Here is a 20,793-nt window from a genome sequence, read left to right as displayed (position 1 = left end):
CCTGCTCTTCATTCATGCTTTTAAATAATAATTAATCACGCTCAAGTACAGTTACTGACTCGATATGCGTTGTTTGTGGGAATTGGTCAACTGGTTGCACATCCCCTTTAATCGTGTAGCCATTTTCTTCGAATTGCACAATATCACGTACTAATGTTGCTGGATTACAACTAATGTACACAATTTTCTTTGGTGCCATCGCCGAAGCTGCATCAATTAACTCAGGCGTCAATCCCTTACGTGGCGGATCCACAAAGATAACATCTGGTTGTAGACCATCTTGTTGCCATGCAACCATCTTTTCTTCGGCCTTACCTAATTCAAATTTAACATTATGAACATTGTTTAAATCTGCATTACGCTTAGCATCATCAATAGCTGCTGGCACAACTTCCACACCAAGTACTGACTTTACCTTATCAGCAATCGTTAATGAAATCGTTCCAATACCTGAGTAAGCATCAATAACGGTTTCATTACCTGTTAACTCAGCTTTATCAGCTGCTAACTTATAAAGCACTTCGGTTGTTTGTGGATTAACTTGATAGAATGAATTTGGTCCAATCGCAAAAGTCTTATCAAACAAAGTATCCTTAATCACTTTGTTTCCCCACAATACATGGTTAACATCACCCAAAATAACATTGGTCTTATCTTGGTTTATATTTTGAATAATTGAAGTCACTTCTGGTAGTGCTTCTTTAATTTGTGGAATGATAATATTTGCACCAGGAATACGCTTTGAACGTGTCACTAGCACAACCATCATCTCGTGTGAATAATAACCACGACGAACCATAATATTACGAATAACACCCTTATGATGAACTTCATCATAAGCTGCAATATGGAACTTTCGTAAAATATCACGAATAATAACAATGGCTTTGTCAATTTCGGGATCTTGAATATAAAAATCCTCGATTGGCATCAACCGATGTGAACCACGGCGGAAGAATCCAGTCGTTAATTGTCCCTTAATTTCACGAGCTGGAATTTGTGCTTTGTTACGGTAACCCGTTGGATTTTCCATACCAATAGTAGGTGCCACATTAACATCAACATGTTGCTTATTGAATAATTCGGCAATCTGTTGTTGCTTGAACTTCAATTGTGCATCATATTTTAGGTGTGCTAATGGTGCAATACCAGTTGTTAAAGCAGCTGTATTTACCATATGATTACGGTTTGGTGATGACTCAATCGTCTTTACCACCCGTCCAAAGGCGTAATTACTAGTAACCTTTGTAATACCTACGCGAATCTTTTCGCCAGGCACCGCATTCGTCACGAATACCGGAAAATCATCAACTTTAACAACACCATTTCCTTGGTAAGTTAAATCAATTACTTCAGCATCAAATTCTTGATTCTTAACCACAGGGGCTTTCTTTTTCATCATTTTCTCCTTCTTTTGGCCTTTTCGACGACCAACAATCATTCAATTGTATCACAGGGAATCCAAAAGCCAAAAGAAAAGGCTCTATACTTTCTAGCGTGAAACTAAAAATTTCACGCTTTTTATTTCGCCTTTTTCACAAACAAAAAGACACCAATAAGATACCGGCGTAAAATGTAATCGACGAAAAAAACAGATACGAGGTATTTATTGATGTCCATTAATGATTCTATCCTAAATTCAGTTGGTTTAACAGACAAAAATATTAAATTTATAATTTCTGAAGATGGTAATTTCAATGAGTTAGTCCCTTACGGGCATTATCATCATTTAGTTTTACTATATAAAGCCAGTCTAGCTACTCCTCCTGAATACTGCCCACAATGCGGTTTTAGTTTAACTGATCATTTATACTTATCGGGTACTGATAGCGCTAAGTATAAATTACCTACCACTAATGGTTATCAACAAATTTTATATTTAACGAAACAACGTTACCAATGTCGTCGTTGCCGGAGTACCTTTGTTGCACAATCACCAGATTTTATGGAAAGGTCATCAATCTCACGACCCTTACTACACCAAATCATTGATTTGGCTAAACGTGATATTTCCGAAAAAAATATTGCCTATATTTTACATTTATCAACAAGTAAAGTGAATCAGTTAATGCATCACGCAGCCAAGGCCTACCAAACAAATTACACTAAAAAATTACCAACGGTTATTTGTGTTGATGAATTTCATTACGCTAAGTATCAATATAGTTTTGAAATGATCGATGGTCGTACTAGTGAACTAATTGAGCTTTTCCCAAATAGAACAAGCACAAATATCCGAAAGTACTTGTCGAATTATGCTTTAACTAATCGACAACGAGTAGAGTACGTTGTCACAGACATGAACGCTAACTATAGTACTCCTCTAAGACAGATGTTTCCCAATGCTCAAATAATTATTGATCGTTTCCACATTATTCAACTGGCAATGAAAGCTGTGCAATCTACAAGAATCACTATCCAACGAGCCATTAACAATAAACACAGTCGTGTTTACAAATTACTGAAATCAAATTGGCAGTTCTTCATTACCAACCTTACCAAACTGGATTTAAACCAAACTCGTTGGTTCAAAGGCATTAATGAATACATGTACCCTCAGGATGCTTTACAACTAGTGTTTGGTTTATCGCATCACTTTAAGCAAGCTTATGAAGTTTATCAAGCAATATTAACATCCCAGCAGAATCATTCCTTTGATGACTTCTCCGCAATTGTAGCTCAGTATAAACCAAACCATTCTGCAATGGATCAGGTTATTTTAAGCTACAAGAAAAACTATAAAGGTATTAAGAATGCCTTTTCAAATCCTGCTTCCAATGGACGTATTGAAGGAACAAATCGTCGTATTAAACAGATTGGCCGGACGGCCTACGGCTATGGTAACCCACATAATTACTTTTTCAGAATTCGTCTACAACTATTTAATCGTCACCAAATTAAAGTAAACTTCATGAACTTATTAACACAAAAAACGACCATGAATCTGATATAATCTGTCAGATTCACAGTCGCTTTTCACAAACCTAATTAATCGATTTTACTGTTTTTCACGCTATTTGACACAGAGCCAAAGAAAAAAGCATAAACCTATGACAAAAGACTGATTTTCCCATGTAACATCATTTACACTGACTTCAAAATGTCTTTTGTCATATTATCATTTATGCTTAAAATATATTAATCATCACATTTTTTGTAATGCCGAAATTCTTTCAGACATTGGTGGATGTGTTGAAAATAGATTGGTTAATTTTTTTGTTTGTAATGGGTTCGAAATATACAATGCGGCACTTTCTGGTGAAACATTTTCATCTGACATTGGTTCACTATTCGAAATTTTATTCAATGCATTGATCATTCCCTGCGGATTACGCGTCAATTCCACTGCACCGGCATCTGCCAAGAATTCTCGATTTCGCGAAATCGCCAACTGGACTAGCGTTGCCGCAACCGGAGCCAATACAAGCACGGCAATCGAAGCAATTAATGCAATAACATTGCCTTCTTTATTATCACGATTACGACTACCACCAAAGTACCAAAAATGAGTCCCGAAGTTAGCCAACATGGCTATTGCAGATGTCAAAGCAACGGCAATTGTTTGAATTCGAATATCATAGTTACGAACGTGTGTCATCTCGTGCGCCATGACACCCTCTAATTCCTCACGCGTTAATACTGACATAATTCCTGAAGTTGCGGCGACCGCTGCGTGTTCAGGATCATTCCCTGTTGCAAAAGCATTAGGACTTGGATCATCAATAATAAACACACGTGGCATTGGCACATTTGCGACTAACGCCATATCTTCCACGATATGCCATAAGTCAGGCGCTTGATCCGCACTCGTGATTTCCTGGGCATGATTCATTCCCATCACCACATCTGTTGACTGACCAAACATATAGACAGCGTAAACAATTCCTGTTACGACCGCTATGATCACACCAGGTACCCATTCACCAAGCATGTAATACCCTAGCGCTGCACCAACGATTCCCATGAACAAAAAGAAACCAACAAACAACACAATTGTCTTGCGTTTATTTTTTGCAATTTGTTCAAATAACATGGTCGATTACCTCTTAAAGGCCACGTTCATCAAATGAGACGCTGACCATTTCTCGTTCTTCTGCTGGTGTTTCCAAGAATTCACTAGGTTTGAAGCTATGAATCTTAGCAACAAAGTTTGTTGGGAACGACTGCAATTTTGTATTGTATGTGGCAGTTGTGGTATTAAATAACTGACGTGAATAAGCAATTTTATTTTCTGTATTCGTCAATTCTTCCATCAACTTATTATATTGATTTGATGCTTTCAAATCAGGATACGATTCAGCAACTGCAAAAACTGACTTCAAAGAGTTAGTCAGTTGGTCTGAGAGTGCCATTGTTTTCTGATGGTCATCAGTTGGTGTTTGTGTTAATGCATTACGCAGACTGACAACTTTCTCTAAAGTTCCTTGCTCGAATTTAGCCGATCCCTTGACCGTCTCTACCAAATTTGGAATCAAATCATTTCGTCGCTTTAACTGTACGTCAATCTGACTCCATGATTCTTGTGTACGCATACGTGCCTGTACAAGACCGTTATAAATCCCTACCCATAATAAGGCCAAGACAACCACAATACCGACAATAATCCATCCAATCATCATTTTCTCCAATCTTTATGAACTAATCATAAGATGCTTTATAGTCACTACCCTACATTGTAACATGCTCAAAAATATCCATCGCCTATTATTTATTTTTTTATCAAACGCATGTGGCACAATAAACCTTTAATAACAAAAAAGTTGGGACAAAAGAAAATGTTCCAACCTCTTATACTTAGAATGTATTAATCAACATAATCAGTAATTGATTGCTGAATAGCTGTTAATTTATCATCAGCCGCTTGTTGTGTCACACCCTTAGTACCAACATATAACTTAATTTTTGGCTCAGTACCAGAAGGACGCACAGCTACCCATGAACCATCGGCCAACCAATACTTCAGTACATTTGCCTTTGGTAACGTCATTGGCGTTGTCACACCCGTTTGCGTGTCAGTCTCTGTTTGTAACGTAAAGTCAGCAAACTTTGTGACCGCAATATCACCAAATGAAGCGGGTTGCTCAGCACGGAACTTCGCCATTAATGCTGCAATCTTCTCCGCACCATCGATTCCCTTAAATGTTAGTGATTGTGTATTTTCAACAAAGTAACCATATGTCTTGAACAAGTCTTGCAAACCGTCATACAGTGTCTTACCCAATGACTTGTAGTAAGCTGCTACTTCCGCTAACAAAACAGTTGCTTGAACAGAATCTTTATCACGAGCAAATGGTTTAACAAGATAACCATATGATTCTTCAAAACCAAACAAGAAAGTGTGCTCATGCGTTGATTCATAGTTTTGAATCTGCTCAGCAATATACTTGAAGCCAGTTAATACATTAATGGTTTCAATATCAAAGCTCTTTGCAATATCTGCCGCAAACTCTGATGACACAATTGATTTAACAAGCACACCATTCGCTGGTAACGTACCAGCTGTTTGCTTAGCAGTTAATAAATAGTGTAGCAAAATAGCCCCAATTTGATTACCTGTTAATAATTGATATTCACCTGATGGTAGTCGGACAGCCGTTCCCATCCGATCAGCATCTGGATCAACACCAATCACCACATCAGCACCTTGTTGCTTAGCCAAATCAATCCCCATGGCTAATGCAGCTGGATCTTCAGGATTTGGTAGCGTGACTGTTGGAAAATCACCATCTGGTTGTGCTTGTTCCGGCACGATCGTCACATTCTTAAAGCCAGCATTAGCTAATGCCTGACCGGCAATCAAAGCTCCCGTTCCATGAAGTGGTGAATAGACTAACTTCATATCACGGCCTTCTTTATTGACCAATTCTTGATCAACCGTAACCGTCTTGATTTCAGACAAATAGTCATCATCAACATCCTTGCCAATAGTTACCAACAAACCGGCTGATTCTAGTTCCTTTTGTGGCTTTACTGGTACCGTAAACATGTCGGCTTCACGAATCGATGCTGTGATAATATCCGATTCCTTTGGTGGCATCTGGCCACCATCTTCACCATAAATTTTATAACCATTGTATTCTTTTGGATTGTGCGAAGCTGTAATCATAATACCCGCATAGGCATTAAGATGACGCACAGTGAAAGATAGTTCTGGTGTTGGGCGTAGTGATTCAAAGACGTAGGCCTTAATCCCATGGGCACCCAAAACTTTGGCTGCTTCAAAAGCAAATTCTTGTGAGAAATGACGTGAATCATATGAAATCGCAACGCCGCGCTTTTTCACATCTTCAGATAATGAATCCATCAAACGAGCTAACCCCTCTGTAGCTTGTCGGACGGTGTAAATGTTCATACGATTGATTCCTGCACCTAACAGGCCTCGCATACCAGCAGTTCCAAATGACAATGGTTGGTAAAAAGCATCTTCTGCTTGTTGTTCATCTATTGCCAACGCATCCATGTCTTTTTTTAAATATTCTGGTAAATCATTGTGTTTTGTCCATACTTGAAAATTATCTTGCCAAGTCATTTCTGTCATTCTCCTTTGTTATTGTGTTCCCCGATATAACTAATCTCATTGTACCATAGGATTATAGTGTTATTTAGTCTAACATGATGGCTTTGTATTAGAAATTAATGTCGGTTGATTGCCACCAATGATGACTTCATCAACCGTATCCAAAAATAAACCATGCTCGACGACCCCAACCGTTTGTTCCAAAAAATACGCTAAACTTTTGGGATACGCAATGCGATCTAAGTGCAAATCAATAATATAATTACCTGCATCAGTGGTTACCCTTTCACCTGTCATCGTCCGTCGAAAAGTTGGCTGCATATCTGCTGCCAAAAATCTTTGTAACAACTGATGACTACCATAAGGCACCACTTCAACAGGTAATGGAAACTGACCAATCACATCATGATATTTTGATTCATCAATAATCCAAATGTTTTTCGCCGAATTCAGAGCAACAATTTTTTCAAATAATAGCGCTGCACCACCACCCTTGATGCCGTTTAATTGGTGATCAACTTCATCAGCCCCATCAATCGTTAAATCAATTTTGGATACTTCATCAACTGAAGCTAATTTGATTCCCCATGACTTAGCCAGTGAAGAAGTTTTGTTAGATGTTGTGACACCAGTAATATCCAACCCTTCACTATTAATTCTGTCTGCCAATGCTTCAATAAAAAAACGTACAGTTGAACCGGTCCCTAAACCAACAATCATACCGTCTGTAATCAGCGTCGCCGCAAATTCTCCGGCTTGTTGCTTTTGCGCCATTTGCCTATCAGTCACTGCATAGTCCTCCTCATCCCCCTAATATTAAGTATATTTTACCGAGAAAAGCTAAAAAAAGATAGAAAAAGGCCGGTGATGGCAGAGGTCAACATAATACGTCAATATAAATTACAAAAAAACGAGGCTGGAAAAATTTTCCTAACCTCGTTTTATAATTAAAATTTACGAAAACGTGCCCGTCGTTGGGCAATCAAATCATTTGTTGGCATATTAGCCAATGTCTTAATTTCCTCAGATAATTTTGCACGAATCAGTGAAAAGACACGTGAATGTGAACGGCTTTCAGGTACAATGTACTCGATAACATGATTATCTAGCAAATCATTGGGCGTTAGACCCATCACCGCAGCCGCTTCATCACGACGTTTTGCATCCTTCCAAAGAATAGATGCAAATCCTTCAGGCGAAAGAACTGAATAAGTCGAATTTTGGAACATCCACACTTGATCAGCCGTTGCCAAGGCAAGGGCACCACCAGAACCACCTTCACCATAAACAATGGCAATCATTGGCACTGGTAATTTCAAACTCTCCAAAATACTTTGTGCAATCGCTTCACCTTGCCCCTGGTCTTCGGCAGTTTTTCCTGGAAAAGCTCCCGGTGTATTAATGAAAGTAATAATTGGTCGACCAAACTTAGCCGCCTGTTTCATTAAACGGATTGCCTTACGATAACCATAAGGTTCAGGTGAACCATTACGCTTGGCCAACTTATCATTGATATCCGAACCCTTGTCAATCACAATCACCGTCACTGGTTTACCGTTAAGGTTTGCCAGACCGCCGATGACACTTTTGTCATCACCAGCATAACGATCACCATGCAACTCAAAGAAATCAGTAAAGATGCCTGAAATAATTTCACGGGCCATAAATCGGTCCTCACGTGCACGCTTAACAATTTGGACGGGTGTTAATTCACGTCTAAATAAACTAACCATGATTAACGGCCTCCTTGTGGTTGATGGAATTTAACGAGTTGTGCCAAGACTGTTGGCAGTTCTTTACGTTGTACAACCGCATCAATGAAACCATTTTCCAACACTGTTTCAGCACGCTGAAAATCCTTAGGTACTTTTTCATGAATGGTTTGCTCAATCACACGCTTACCAGCAAAACCAACTAATGCATGCGGTTCAGCTAAAGTAACATCCCCTTGCATTGCAAATGAGGCAGTCACACCACCAGTCGTTGGATCAGTTAGTACCACAAAATATGGCAAACCAGCTTCCTGATGTGCGGCCACTGCTGCCGAAACCTTAGCCATTTGCATCAAAGAATTAATACCTTCCTGCATACGGGCACCACCAGAAGCCGTAAATAAGATAACTGGTAATTGTTGCGTCGTTGCTTTTTCAAACAAGCGCGTAATTTTCTCACCCGTTACGGTTCCTAATGACCCCATCATAAAGTAAGAATCCATAATTCCTAACGCAACTGTCTCATTTTCAATGACAGCTTGCCCAGTCAAAACTGATTCATTAAGCTTCGTTTGTGATTTTGCACGACTTAACTTTTCGGCATAACCAGGAAAGTCTGTCTCTCCTAGTGTTAAGTCTGCATCCCACTCTTCAAATGCCGTTTTCATTAAACGAACACGCTCATATGCTTGCAAACGAAAGCCATACCCACAGTTTGGACAAACACGATGGTCACCCAATTGCTTAGAATATAATTGTTCACCACAATATGGACATGCTAAAAATAAGCCATCCGGAATTTGAGCATCAACATGCGCATCCTTTTTAATTTTAGGCAATTTGGCATTTGGTTTATTAAATAAATCCATTACTTGCCTCCTATTCACCTGTTGTTAAACTTTTTTGCCATTTTGGTAAAAATTCCTGCTCAAGGTACTGCGTTGTAAACAATCCTTTGGCGACAACACCGTCATTTAACAATGCTTCTTGGAAATCAGCATTCGTATTAACACCATCAACGACCATTTCATCCAAAATACGTTTCATCTTAATTACTGCTTCATCACGGTCATCACCATGTACCAGTAACTTTCCAATCATTGAATCGTAGAATGGTTGAATAATGTCACCTGAGTAAATCGCAGAATCAATACGTATACCAGGTCCACCAGTTGGCAGAAAGACAAAATTAATCTTTCCAGCACTTGGCGCAAAGTTACGCTCTGGTTGTTCAGCATTTAATCGTACTTCAATCGCATGCCCATTCACTTTAATGTCTGATTGATGCATTGTTAACACTTCACCTGCAGCGACTTGTACCTGCATCTTTATCAAATCAACACCAGTAACCAACTCAGTAACTGGGTGTTCAACCTGAATGCGCGTGTTCATTTCCATGAAGTAGAAATTGCCCTCATGATCTTCCAAAAACTCCAGTGTTCCGGTGTTTTCATAATCCAATGCATTGACAGCCTTGGTCGCGATAGCTCCCAATTCATCACGCATTGCTTGTGTCACACCAACTGCTGGACTTTCTTCCATCACTTTTTGATTATTACGCTGTAATGAGCAATTACGTTCTGGGAAATATAGCACATTACCTTGTTGGTCTCGAATAATCTGCATCTCAATATGACGCACATTTGTCATGACCTTCTCAACATACATATGCCCATCACCAAAAGCGGCTTTCGCTTCATGTTGCGCATCATCAAATTTATCGGCTAATTCGTTTTCTGCATAAACAAAACGCATACCTTTACCACCACCACCGGCAGCAGCTTTTAGTAACAAAGGATAACCAATTCGTTCAGCCACCTTTTTCGCTTCACTGGCATTATGAATAAAGCCTTCAGATCCCGGAATGACTGGTACACCAGCTTCACGCATTGACTCACGCGCGTTTGCTTTGTTTCCCATCAATTCCAATACCTTAGGACTTGGTCCAATCCACTTAAGACCAACGGCCCCCACCATTTCAGCAAAGGCTTCATTTTCAGATAAGAAACCATAGCCTGGATGGATAGCCTCAGCACCAGTCAATACAGCAGCACTTAAAATATTCTTCATATTTAAGTAACTGTCTTTTGACCTTGGTCCACCAACGGCAATTGCTTCATCTGCTAATCGCACATGAAGACTATCCGCATCGGCTGAAGAATAAATAGCGACAGATTTAATGCCCATTTCCTTCAGTGTACGAATGATACGAACCGCAATTTCTCCTCGATTCGCCACTAAAACTTTTTTGAACATACTTAATCTCCAACAATAAATGTTAAGTCAGCTGTGGTGACTCGCTTGCCATCCACATATGCTGTTCCCTTACCTTCCCCGATAGGGCCACGTAAACGGGTCAACTTAACTTCTAATCTCACTTGATCACCAGGACGAACCATTTTACGGAAGCGAGCCTTCTTAATACCACCGAAGTACGTCGTTTTCCCTTTGTATTCAGGCATTGACAACAAAACGACTGCCCCAGTTTGGGCTAAAGCCTCAATTGTTAAATTACCTGGAAACGTTGGATCACCTGGAAAATGTCCCTGGAAAATTTCTTCATTGATCGTGACATTTTTAATCGCAACAGCGCTTTCACCAGGTACCAACTCTTCTACGGTATCCAACATTAACATTGGGTAACGATGTGGCAAAATTTCTTGAATTTGTTGTGTATTTAACACTGACATATCAAATCCTCCTAGGCATCCGGTTGGACACGGAACAAAGCATGTCCGTAATCAACAACATCTTCTTCTTCAACCAAGATTTCCTTAATCACACCCGTTACTTCACTCTTAACAGGCGTCATTAATTTCATTGCTTCAATAATCGCAACTTGTTCACCAACTTGCACATGATCACCAACCTCTTTAAAAGGCGCAGCATCTGGCTTTGGCTTCAAGTAAACTGTTCCAACCAAAGGTGCTTCAACTAAGACGCTATTATCAGCGCCCAAGTCAGCGGTGCCTTCAGCCGTTTTCTTGTCAGATGCCACAGTTTGTGTAACCGTTTCAGATTGCGCAGGTGTTGTGACAACTGGTTGTGTCATTTCGTTCTTACTTAAATGTAAGCTAAAATCTTCTGATTGTAATGAAAATTCACGCAATGAGCTTTTTTCTAAGTCTTGCATTAACGTTCGAATTTCGTCTAATTGCAAACCCATTACTTTTCACTCCATTTCTTAAAAATAACCACTGCATTATGGCCACCAAAGCCATAATTTGCTGATAGCACATAATTTGGTGCGACATGCTTATTATCATCATTAACCAGTGTCACACCAGCTGTTTCAGGATCTTGTTCAGTTAGGCCAACATTAACTGGCAATTCTTCACGGACAAGAGATCCAATCGCTGCAATGGCTTCAATCGCACCGGCGGCACCTAATAGATGACCGGTCATCCCCTTAGTTGAAGAAACCAAGACACCATTCTTACCAAACACAGCTTCCATCGCCTTTGATTCAGCTGCATCATTTGCGCCAGTAGCTGTTCCATGAGCATTCACATAGTCAATATCATCTGGTTGAATACCAGCATCATCCAAGGCTAATTTAACTGAGCCAGCAGGTCCTGAACCATCAGGAGTTGGACTCGTTAAGTGATAAGCATCAGCATTTGAACCATAACCAACAATTTCAGCAATAATATTGGCACCACGTGCTTGGGCGTGCTCCAATGATTCAAGAATCAATACACCTGAACCTTCTCCTAACACAAAACCATGACGGTTAACATCAAATGGTGTTGAAGCCTTTAATGGATCTGGTTCAGTTGACAAAGCTGTTAAGGCTGCGAATCCAGAAATTCCCATTTCATTAACTGAAGCTTCTGATCCACCAGTAATCATGACATCCATCTTGCCAGATTGGATACGCCAGAACGCCTCACCAATCGCATTTGTGGCACTAGCACATGCCGTAGAAACCGTGTAGTTAATTCCCTTGGCACCATAACGCATTGAAACGTTACCAGAAACCATATTTGGAATAGCATTAGGTACAAACATTGGGCTCACACGCTTTGGCCCTTTATCATGCATCTTAATAACTTGTTGCTCGATAGTTGTTAAACCACCGATACCAGTTCCCATAATTACACCAAAACGGTCTGGATTATCAACGCCATCAGCCAAATCAGCTTGTTCAAGTGCTTCACCAGCAGCGTGAACAGCATATTGTGAAAATAGATCCATCTTACGTGATTCACGCTTACCAACGCGTGCAGAAGGATCAAAGTCTTTAACTTCACCGGCAACAGTCACACCTGTTTCTGTTGCATCAAATTTTGTGATTGGTGCAATACCAACTTCACCGTTAAAAATACCATTCCAAAAATCTTCAGTACTATTTCCAACGGGTGTAACAGCACCTAAACCTGTAATAACAACTCGTGTCATCTTGTTCTCCTTTATGTTTCAGCAATTCTATACGTACGAAAAAAGTCAATAAAAATAAATAAGTGCAAAAGCGCACGTACGCGTTGCTTAAATATATAACCCACCATCGACCGTAATTGTTTGGCCGGTAATGTAATCGTTTTGAGCCAAGAAAACAGCTGTATTTGCAATTTCAGTTGCTTCACCAAAACGTTTTAACGGTACTGCTTCCAGTACTTGATTTTTCACTTTGTCTGATAAGGCATCCGTCATATCTGAGACGATCATACCTGGTGCAATTGCATTCACACGAATACCACGCATTGCACCTTCCTTAGCAAGCGACTTGGTTAATCCAACGATACCTGCCTTAGAAGCAGCGTAATTGGCCTGACCAACATTTCCCATCAAACCAACAACAGAAGCCATGTTAATAATCTGTCCAGTACGGGCACGCAACATTTTCTTAAACACAGGTTGTGTGACATTGAATGTCCCATTTAAGTTAGTATTTACAACCTGTGCGAAATCTGCTGACTTCATTCCCATTGTGAGTTTGTCGTTCACAATTCCAGCATTGTTAACTAGAATGTCAATCCCTTTAATTTCAGCAAATAACCCATCTAATGCTGTTTTAACACTCGCATCGTCGGCAATATCTGCTGTAATCGCCATTGTATCTTCACTAAATTTAGCTAATACCTCTGCTTTGGGTGCTGAACGACCGTGCAAAATAACACGTGCGCCAGCTTTATCAAAAGCTTGGGCAATGGCCAAACCAATACCACGAGTTGACCCTGTAACTAAGACTGTTTTCCCTTCGAGATTCATTACTTCGTCTCCTATTCTGCTGCTAGCATGTTCCGAACTTCTTGATACGTCTTAAAATTAGTGACCTTATAACGCTTGATATCTTTACCGACAATTTTACGAGCAAATTTATAAAGCGTATCACTTGGGCCAAATTCAATTAATGTATCAACACCATCATCGACCATTGCTTGCAATGCTTGCGCAAAGTAAGTTGGTGAAACAATCTGATCTAATAATGTCGCTTTAACATCTGAAAACTTCTCACCAGTCGTATTTGAATAAACATCAAATGCCATCGGTGCAAAAGTTTCATCTGCGATACGCGTTGTCAATTGATCAGCTGCTGATTGCATCAATGGTGTGTGGAACGGTCCTGAAACCGGCAACGCAACCATTCGTTCAATGCCTGCATCTGTCAATGCCGCTACTGCAGCATCCACATCCGCCTCAACACCACCAATAACTAGTTGATTAAATGTATTATAATTTGCTGGATAAACACGTTTACCAGCTGCTTGTAACTTTTTAATCGTTGCAATGACCAAATCTTGATCGTCTGTCATAACAGCGACCATCTTACCTGGATTATCTTCGCCAGCTTGTTGCATATAAGCACCACGATCTTTGATAATCCGCATTGCTTGATCGAAAGTTAATACATCCGCTGCTACCAAAGCACTATACTCACCTAGGCTCAAGCCAAGGGTTGCTTTTGGTTTTGGCATAACATCAGCCAGTGCGCGATAAATACCAGTACTCATCGCTAGAATTGCTGGTTGCGTGTACTTTGCCTGCTTAACGTTTTCTTCGTCATTAACAATAGTTGACATGATGTCATAACCTAGTACACGACTAGCTTCATCAATTGTCTCTTTATAAGCAGGGACTTGCTCATATAAATCAGCACCCATGCCAACTTTTTGAGCCCCTTGTCCGCTCATTAAAATGCCAATTTTCATATGTCCTCCAATATTGTTACTTCAAAAGATTCTCTGCCTGAGACCAGGTCTCTGACAAAATTTGTGATACTGGCTTTAGTTCTTTAATCAATCCAGAAACTTGTCCAGCCATGAAAGCACCGGTGGTTTTGTCACCATCAATCACAGCACGCCGTAGCGAACCGTTTTCCAAATCCTCGATGGCGTCAGCATCTGGCTTGGGCTTTTGAATTTCAACTCGTTCTTGCTTAACAAAGTTCTTTGACATCTTTGTCTTTAGCACACGAGCACGGTTTCCCATAATTTCACCAGTCACTAATGTATCAATATCCTTAGCTTTCACAACTGCACTCTTAAAGTTTTCATGAACCTCTGATTCTTCAGATGCTAAGAAACGAGTTCCCATTTGCACACCGGATGCACCAAGCATGAAAGCAGCTGCAACACCACGTCCATCTCCGATTCCACCAGCAGCAATAACTGGGATATCCACAGCATCAACAACTTGAGGTATCAGCGTCATTGTTGTCAAACTACCGATGTGACCACCAGATTCCATACCCTCGGCAACAACGGCATCGACACCCTTCTTTTCCATCATTTTGGCAAGACCAACGGATGGAATAACAGGAATAACTAAAATATCATGACTGTGTAATTCATCAATAAAAGGTGATGGATCGCCGGCACCAGTAGCAACAACTTTCACACCTTCTTCAATCACAACATCAAATACTTCACGAATATGACGTGACAATAGCATCACGTTAACCCCAAAAGGTTTATCCGTGACTTCACGCGCACGGTGAATTTCTTCACGTACCTTGTCAGCCTTCCAATACCCAGTTCCGATAATACCTAATCCACCAGCCTCTGAAACCGATCCAGCCAAATGACCAGTTCCAGCCCAAGCCATACCGCCTTGGATAATAGGATACTTCATGCCCAACTTTTCAAATAGTGGATTATTTAGCTCAAAGCTCATAATATCGTCCCTTCTAACTACGTCGACTACTTAGGCGTTTACTTGTTCTGCTACCTTATTAACCAAATCTTGTACAGTTTGAATTTCTTCGGCAACAGCCAACTTAATATCAAATTCGTCTTCAACACGGTTCAAAACTTCGAACAAGTCAAGTGAATCTGCATCAATATCTTCGCTTAGGTTAGTAGTTAACTTAATTTCATCATCTTCCAAATCAAATTGGTCAACCAAGATTTCGCTTACTTTGTTAAAAATTTCTGTTTCAGTCATGTTATTTTCCTCTTTTTCGTTTATTAAATAGTGAATTAATTTTTATAAATTATAACTGGATAATTAGGGCACCTGCTGTCAGGCCACCACCAAAACCAGCTAAAGCAATCTTTTGATTTTGATGAACCACACCATTTGTCCGTAGTTCATCAAGCAATATACCAATACTTGCTGCACTGGTATTACCATAGTCGGTCACATTTATTGGGAATTTCTCAATCGATTGACCAAACCTTTTTGCAATGCTGGCAATAATTCGGGCGTTTGCTTGATGTAGTACATATACATCAATGTCATCTGCCGTTAATTGTGCTTTCTCCAATGCCTGAGATAAAACAACCGGTACTTGGCGGGTTGCAAAGTTATAAACTTCACGTCCGTTCATATGAAAGTAAGGATCTGCTGTCACAATGTTACCAGCAAAATGATTCGTATTTTGCTGACGACCCGCTGTCAAGAACTCCGATTGATTACCATATGTTTTTAGCGATTCCGCTAATAAACCAGTCTCTGTTGAAGCCTGCTGTAACAAAACGCCTGAAGCACCATCGCCAAAAAGAACGGCTGTCGAACGATCTTCCCAATCTACCAACTTACTTAGCACTTCAGCACCAATGACCAAACCACGTTGATAATTAGTTGCTAATAACTTACTAGCCATACTAAGCGTGTACACAAAGCCCGAACAAGCCGCTGACAAATCAAATGCAAAAGCATTCGTTGCACCAATTCGACCTTGCACTTGTTGGGCGACACTTGGTGTTAAATGATCTGGTGACATTGTCCCAACCACAATAAAATCCAGTTGATCTGCTGATAAATCAGCTTGTGCCAAGAGCTTATCAGCAACAGCTGTTGCTAAATCGCTAGTATTCTCATTTGACACAATATGCCGTTGGTGAATACCTGTTCGTGAATGAATCCATTCATCTGACGTATCCATAAACGTTGCCAATTCATCGTTTGTAACAATACGTTCAGGTACCACGTGAGCGGACTCAACAATTGTAAATCGTTCCATAATGTCCTCAATTAAAACTGTATTAGCTCATGAAGATAATCTTGCAAATCACCAACGGCTTTTTCAACCACGGGTGCTTCACCTTCCTCTAATGAATCAAACAATGAATGGGCCATGCCACGATGAAAGGCCTCATGAGCACGAAAAACAGTACGTCCTTTATGCGTCAAACCAATTCGAACAACACGCCGATCTTTGCTATCACGAGTACGAACCACATAACCCTTTTTTTCAAGCTTATCAATCACACTAGTCATTGCACTAGGCGTTAGATGCATCGTTTGCGATAATTGCGAAGCGGTCCGTGTGTCATACATCGTGATTGCTGCAATCGTATGCATATCCTTAATAGAAATATCCTTAAAACGTGACTTACGCAGTGACGCTTCTTCAATCCACATCACATTATTAAAGACATCCACCAAGGATTCATTCATTTTTTCAAAAGAATCTTCTTCATGTGCGGTCATACTTATTTCTCCGTGTCACTAGCTGACTTATCTTCAGGTGAAACGACAAACATCAGTTCAGCGCTAGTAGCCAACTTACCATCAACTACTGCTTTAACCTGCACTGTTCCCATATTTTCACGTAAGTTACCAAATTCAACATGTAACTTCACTATATCGCCTGGCTTAACCATTCTCTTAAACTTCGCGTTATCGATGCCAGTCATGTAAGCTGTTTTACCAACAAATTGTGGTGACGATAAAATTAAAATCGAAGCTGCTTGCGCTAATGATTCAATAATTAGCACTCCCGGCATCACTGGATTACCTGGGAAATGTCCCTGGAAAAATTGTTCATTAATTGTGACGTTTTTCGTTGCAACCAATGATTCTCCTGGGGTCATCTCGTCAACATAATCCATGTACAAGATAGGATAACGATTTGGAATTAAATCCATAATCTCTGTCGTAGATAGAACTGCCACAGTTGTGCTCCTTCCAAAATTTATTTCGAACATCGAAATATTCGATATTCAAATGTTATTGCTTTTTGTCTAAAATGTCAACTTATTATACACATTCGTCGAATTTATCTAATATTTTATTAAAATTATCGTGATTATATTCAAAATAAAAAGCGACCAGAACATTAATAAATGTCCTGATCGCCATTATGAGAAATAAACTGGATAAAAGACGAAAGCCTTTTATCTTGTCTGCTACTTCTCCTTATCAAACTTTGACTTCAGATTATCAACTGCATCTTCTGTCTTGTCTTTCGCGTTCTTAGCTACTTCTTCTGCTTTGTCTTTAGCGTCACCGAAAGCGCTACGTGCCTTACCAGCTACGCCTTGTGCCTTACCTTCAGCCTCTAACTTTTCATCATCAGAAACAACACCAGCAACTTCTTTTGCCTTACCTGAAGCTTCGTCTACTTTTCCTTTTACATCGTCTTCTACTGCCATAAATATAATCCCCCGTTTCTATATTTTCTCTATAATAACTGGTATTTATAGACAGTGCAAATAATATCTATCAAATAAAAAATAAATGACGAATGTAACTATTTTTAAAGTAATTACATTCGTCATCATATATCTGCCAATTTTAAAAAGTATGCAATTTTACTTTTCTAATAACCCTAATCGCTTATAAATATCATCCACATGCTTAAGGTGCCAGTGATAATCAAAGGCGTCATCTATCTGCTCATGTGTCAAATTAGCGTTGATGGTCTCATCAGCATCTACCAACTCACGGAATTGTCGCTTATTATCCCAAGATTCGGCTGTTAATGGCTGCACCGTATCATAAGCTGCTTCACGTGATAAACCAGCGTCTACCAATTTCAATAGCAAACGTTGTGAGTAAATCAAGCCATATGTGCGACCCATATTTTGCTTCATCGTATCCGGAAATACTTGTAGGTTACGCAAAATATTTGTCAAACGATGCAACATATAGTCCAAGACAGTTGTGCCATCAACAAGCACAATACGTTCCGCACTAGAATGTGAAATATCACGTTCGTGCCATAATGTCACGTCCTCAAGTGCGGTTACTGCATAACCACGTAAGACACGTGACAAACCAACAACATTCTCAGAACCAATTGGATTACGTTTATGGGGCATTGCTGATGAACCTTTTTGCCCACCACGGAATCCTTCTTCAACTTCATGAATCTCTGAACGTTGTAAACCACGAATTTCCGTTGCTAGTTCTTCCAAATTAGCACCAATAACCGCAATCGTTGTCATGTAATCTGCATGTAAATCGCGTGGCAATACCTGTGAACCAATTGGTTGTGGTGTTAGTCCTAGTTCTTTCATAGCTACTTCTTCAACTTGTGGTGGAATATTGGCAAAAGTTCCAACAGCCCCTGAAAGTTTACCTGTTTCAATGGCCGCAGCAACTTTATCAAAACGTTCAATGTTACGTACGGCTGCTTGGTAGAATCGCGCCATCTTTAAACCAAACGTTGTTGGTTCAGCCTGCACACCATGTGTACGTCCCATCATAACCGTGTCTTTATACTTTAATGCTAATTCAGCTAACGTTTCTTTTAATGCCTTTAAATCATCCTTGATGACCTGGTTAGCTTGTCGTAATCTCAACGCTTGCGCCGTATCAACAACATCCGTTGAAGTTAGTCCATAATGGATCCACTTACGCTCTTCGCCCAATGATTCAGAAACATTTCTGGTAAAAGCAACCACATCATGCCGCGTTGACTGTTCAATTTCTGCAATGCGATCAGTATCAAACTTTGCATTAGCACGAATAGCAGCTAAGTCCTCTGCTGGCACATGACCAACTGAAACCCATCCTGCCGTAGCAGCTATTTCAACATCTAACCACGATTGGTATTGATTGTTAAGCGACCAAATACGTCCCATTTCCGGGCGTGTGTAACGATCAAGCATCCTTTTTTTACCTCTTATTTCTTTTTGAAAAACCGAACAAATTATTATATTCAACAACCATTGTAACTTAAATCCGAATTTCTTTCAGCAATTTATCCAATAAAAAAACCAGACTAGAACAAAAATGTGCTAGCCTGATTTATTTAACATCTATTACTTATTGTCGTCTGAACTAGAACTTGAGTCAGAACTTGAACTCTCTGATGAGGCGGATGAACTTGAGTCAGAGCTTGAACTCTCTGATGAGGCGGATGAACTTGAGTCAGAGCTTGAAGAAGCTTCTGATGAAGAACTTGAGCTTTCAGAAGATGAACTATTCTTTGATGTCTTAGCTGTTGCGGCGGCTTGCGTGTAAGTAGACAAAACATTTTGTAATGTTGAATCCTTAATGTTTACATTTGCCTTACCCAATTCTTCACCAACAATTGCTTGAACTTCAGACGTATCTGACATCGTCTTTTCAACTAAGATATTCTTCATCTTTGTCTTCAAAGAATTGAATGACTTCTTGTCACTCTTTGAATTCATCTTAATAACAAAGTAACCTTGTGATGAATTTGACTTAACTGGTGTCTTCGTGTATTCACCCTTCTTCAACTTGAAAGCAGCTGTCTTGAAATCATCTTCAAGATTCGTGTCAGTTGAATCAAAGCCAGTCATCTTACCACCATTTTTCTTGGTATTAGTATCAGTTGACTTTTCTTTGGCCAACTTAGCAAAGTCACCACCCTTGTCAAGTTCAGAAATAACCTTTTTAGCATCATCTTCTGATGAAGTCAAAATGACTGATACATTGACCTTTGGTTGATATTCTTTGTAAGCCTGACGTAGTTGCTTATTTGAATAATGCTTATCTGCAATCACTGCTTGCTTTTCTAAAGCTTGTATGCGCAATGAATCACGGAAACTATCCTCAGTCATGCCGTTTTGTGACAAAGCTTGTGAGAATTGAGAACCATATTGTGACTTGGCATCATCGTATTGTGATTCAATCGATTTCTTTGAAACCTTATCTCCATATTTATCATCCAAAACCTTTTGAATGATCATATTAGCCAATTCTTCTTGCCCTTCTGGAGAGCTTTTTAACTTTTTGTAATATTCAGCTTGTGAAACATTACCTGCATCGGTCGTTACGAGCGACTTTGGGCCAATTCCCCAAGCAGCCAGCCCAACACCCACCGCAATTACGACGAGCACGCCTAATACTTTTTTCCACATCGGTAGTGCCTTCTTTCTAGAAATTTTTTAATTCAACTTGTCTAGTTTACCATATAAACAC

At 39.8% G+C, this 20,793-nt stretch carries 22 protein-coding genes; 1 reads left to right on the top strand and 21 read right to left on the bottom strand.

Annotated elements, in window-relative coordinates:
* Nucleotides 1–31 precede the first annotated feature (31 nt).
* On the bottom strand, nt 32–1,399 hold the full coding sequence (rlmD, locus tag FOL01_RS03315) for a 23S rRNA (uracil(1939)-C(5))-methyltransferase RlmD (protein ID WP_075269324.1): 1,368 nt from the start codon (nt 1,397–1,399) through the stop codon (nt 32–34).
* Nucleotides 1,400–1,612: 213 nt separating this feature from the next.
* On the opposite strand from rlmD, the gene FOL01_RS03310 reads away from it, so the two are divergent.
* Entirely contained in the window at nt 1,613–2,953 is a 1,341-nt protein-coding gene (locus FOL01_RS03310; RefSeq protein WP_075269323.1) for an ISL3 family transposase, read from the top strand.
* Between the two features lie 192 nt (nt 2,954–3,145).
* Here the strand turns inward: FOL01_RS03310 and htpX are convergent, their stop codons facing one another.
* The 20 genes from htpX to FOL01_RS03210 all read right to left on the bottom strand — a co-directional run bounded on the left by htpX (nt 3,146) and on the right by FOL01_RS03210 (nt 20,732).
* A complete protein-coding gene (gene htpX, locus FOL01_RS03305; RefSeq protein WP_075269322.1) occupies nt 3,146–4,033 on the bottom strand; it encodes a zinc metalloprotease HtpX in 888 nt (295 codons plus the stop codon).
* A gap of 13 nt (nt 4,034–4,046) precedes the next feature.
* The gene (locus FOL01_RS03300) at nt 4,047–4,616 is read right to left on the bottom strand and encodes a LemA family protein (RefSeq protein ID WP_075269321.1); all 570 of its coding nucleotides are present in this window, start codon (nt 4,614–4,616) and stop codon (nt 4,047–4,049) included.
* Nucleotides 4,617–4,804: 188 nt separating this feature from the next.
* Nucleotides 4,805–6,529: a phospho-sugar mutase gene (locus FOL01_RS03295; RefSeq protein ID WP_075269320.1), complete on the bottom strand. Its 1,725-nt coding sequence runs from the start codon at nt 6,527–6,529 to the stop codon at nt 4,805–4,807.
* Nucleotides 6,530–6,607: 78 nt separating this feature from the next.
* On the bottom strand, nt 6,608–7,291 hold the full coding sequence (gene rpiA, locus FOL01_RS03290; protein WP_075270610.1) for a ribose-5-phosphate isomerase RpiA: 684 nt from the start codon (nt 7,289–7,291) through the stop codon (nt 6,608–6,610).
* A 173-nt stretch (nt 7,292–7,464) separates the two neighbouring features.
* Complete coding sequence (accA, locus tag FOL01_RS11445) at nt 7,465–8,250, bottom strand: carboxyltransferase subunit alpha (protein ID WP_075269319.1); 786 nt, start codon at nt 8,248–8,250, stop codon at nt 7,465–7,467.
* A 2-nt stretch (nt 8,251–8,252) separates the two neighbouring features.
* Nucleotides 8,253–9,098, bottom strand: a complete 846-nt coding sequence (locus tag FOL01_RS11440) for an acetyl-CoA carboxylase carboxyltransferase subunit beta (protein WP_075269318.1) — start codon at nt 9,096–9,098, stop codon at nt 8,253–8,255.
* 10 nt (nt 9,099–9,108) lie between these two features.
* Nucleotides 9,109–10,485: an acetyl-CoA carboxylase biotin carboxylase subunit gene (gene accC / locus FOL01_RS03275; RefSeq protein ID WP_075269317.1), complete on the bottom strand. Its 1,377-nt coding sequence runs from the start codon at nt 10,483–10,485 to the stop codon at nt 9,109–9,111.
* A 2-nt stretch (nt 10,486–10,487) separates the two neighbouring features.
* Nucleotides 10,488–10,919 carry a 3-hydroxyacyl-ACP dehydratase FabZ gene (fabZ, locus tag FOL01_RS03270; RefSeq protein WP_075269316.1) on the bottom strand — a complete coding sequence of 144 codons (432 nt, stop codon included), beginning with the start codon at nt 10,917–10,919 and terminating at the stop codon, nt 10,488–10,490.
* A gap of 11 nt (nt 10,920–10,930) precedes the next feature.
* Nucleotides 10,931–11,395: an acetyl-CoA carboxylase biotin carboxyl carrier protein gene (accB, locus tag FOL01_RS03265; protein WP_075269315.1), complete on the bottom strand. Its 465-nt coding sequence runs from the start codon at nt 11,393–11,395 to the stop codon at nt 10,931–10,933.
* On the bottom strand, nt 11,395–12,630 hold the full coding sequence (gene fabF, locus FOL01_RS03260) for a beta-ketoacyl-ACP synthase II (RefSeq protein ID WP_075269314.1): 1,236 nt from the start codon (nt 12,628–12,630) through the stop codon (nt 11,395–11,397). The genes accB and fabF overlap by 1 nt, the downstream gene beginning before the upstream one ends.
* 87 nt (nt 12,631–12,717) lie before the next feature.
* Nucleotides 12,718–13,440: a 3-oxoacyl-ACP reductase family protein gene (locus tag FOL01_RS03255; protein WP_075269313.1), complete on the bottom strand. Its 723-nt coding sequence runs from the start codon at nt 13,438–13,440 to the stop codon at nt 12,718–12,720.
* An 11-nt stretch (nt 13,441–13,451) separates the two neighbouring features.
* Nucleotides 13,452–14,381, bottom strand: coding sequence for an ACP S-malonyltransferase (locus FOL01_RS03250; protein WP_075269312.1), 930 nt, complete (start codon nt 14,379–14,381; stop codon nt 13,452–13,454).
* Nucleotides 14,382–14,397: 16 nt separating this feature from the next.
* On the bottom strand, nt 14,398–15,345 hold the full coding sequence (locus tag FOL01_RS03245; protein ID WP_075269311.1) for a DUF561 domain-containing protein: 948 nt from the start codon (nt 15,343–15,345) through the stop codon (nt 14,398–14,400).
* A 30-nt stretch (nt 15,346–15,375) separates the two neighbouring features.
* Nucleotides 15,376–15,615: an acyl carrier protein gene (locus FOL01_RS03240; protein WP_075269310.1), complete on the bottom strand. Its 240-nt coding sequence runs from the start codon at nt 15,613–15,615 to the stop codon at nt 15,376–15,378.
* Between the two features lie 49 nt (nt 15,616–15,664).
* Nucleotides 15,665–16,636, bottom strand: a complete 972-nt coding sequence (locus FOL01_RS03235; RefSeq protein WP_075269309.1) for a beta-ketoacyl-ACP synthase III — start codon at nt 16,634–16,636, stop codon at nt 15,665–15,667.
* Nucleotides 16,637–16,647: 11 nt separating this feature from the next.
* Nucleotides 16,648–17,106, bottom strand: a complete 459-nt coding sequence (locus FOL01_RS03230; protein ID WP_075269308.1) for a MarR family winged helix-turn-helix transcriptional regulator — start codon at nt 17,104–17,106, stop codon at nt 16,648–16,650.
* A gap of 2 nt (nt 17,107–17,108) precedes the next feature.
* Nucleotides 17,109–17,570, bottom strand: a complete 462-nt coding sequence (gene fabZ, locus FOL01_RS03225; RefSeq protein WP_075269307.1) for a 3-hydroxyacyl-ACP dehydratase FabZ — start codon at nt 17,568–17,570, stop codon at nt 17,109–17,111.
* A 234-nt stretch (nt 17,571–17,804) separates the two neighbouring features.
* On the bottom strand, nt 17,805–18,050 hold the full coding sequence (locus FOL01_RS03220; RefSeq protein ID WP_075269306.1) for a CsbD family protein: 246 nt from the start codon (nt 18,048–18,050) through the stop codon (nt 17,805–17,807).
* 159 nt (nt 18,051–18,209) lie between these two features.
* Nucleotides 18,210–19,511: an adenylosuccinate lyase gene (purB, locus tag FOL01_RS03215; protein ID WP_075269305.1), complete on the bottom strand. Its 1,302-nt coding sequence runs from the start codon at nt 19,509–19,511 to the stop codon at nt 18,210–18,212.
* Between the two features lie 153 nt (nt 19,512–19,664).
* Entirely contained in the window at nt 19,665–20,732 is a 1,068-nt protein-coding gene (locus FOL01_RS03210; RefSeq protein WP_075269304.1) for a peptidylprolyl isomerase, read from the bottom strand.
* Between the last annotated feature and the right edge of the window lie 61 nt (nt 20,733–20,793).

This window comes from Weissella thailandensis (genome assembly GCF_001932615.1).
In the GTDB taxonomy this organism is placed as follows: Bacteria; Bacillota; Bacilli; order Lactobacillales; family Lactobacillaceae; genus Weissella; species Weissella thailandensis.
The sequence above is the reverse complement of the archived record's forward strand: the minus strand, read 5'-3'. Positions and strand labels throughout refer to the sequence as shown.